General features: G+C 59.9%; 1 pseudogene. It reads left to right on the top strand.

Features of this window, described 5'->3' with window-relative positions:
- Positions 1 to 228, top strand: a pseudogene (locus K206_RS43990) (teicoplanin resistance protein VanZ); the annotation flags it as partial.
- Between the last annotated feature and the right edge of the window lie 139 nt (positions 229 to 367).

The following is a 367-nucleotide window of genomic DNA, read 5'->3' on the forward strand; positions in this document are numbered from 1 at the left end:
ATGGTGCTGCTGGTGCTGTGCAACCTGCTGCCGCCAAATCCGTACTCATGGATCTCGGAACAAGGCTGGCGGCTCGGGCGCTTCATCCACTTCAACAGCCTGTCGCAGTGGCTGGGGTGGCTGTGGCCGTTCCTGGCGCTGTTTTATCTGGTCTGGCGGTTTGAGCAGTTTCAGATTGACCGGCGGAGTTTGCGGAGGGCGAGGAGGAGGAGGGGTGGTGGGGGGTGAGGGGGATGCCGGTGTCTGTGGGCCTGGCGGCCCGGGATTTGTGGTCCATTTGCGCTGCTTGGCGTTAAGTTTCGGCTTCAAAGTTTGCGGCTGGACGTCGACTTCTGAACGTCAATGGTTGAACGTCAAAGTCAACTGC

Origin of the sequence: Cupriavidus sp. WS, assembly GCF_000395345.1 — a bacterium.
In the GTDB taxonomy this organism is placed as follows: domain Bacteria; phylum Pseudomonadota; class Gammaproteobacteria; order Burkholderiales; family Burkholderiaceae; genus Cupriavidus; species Cupriavidus basilensis_B.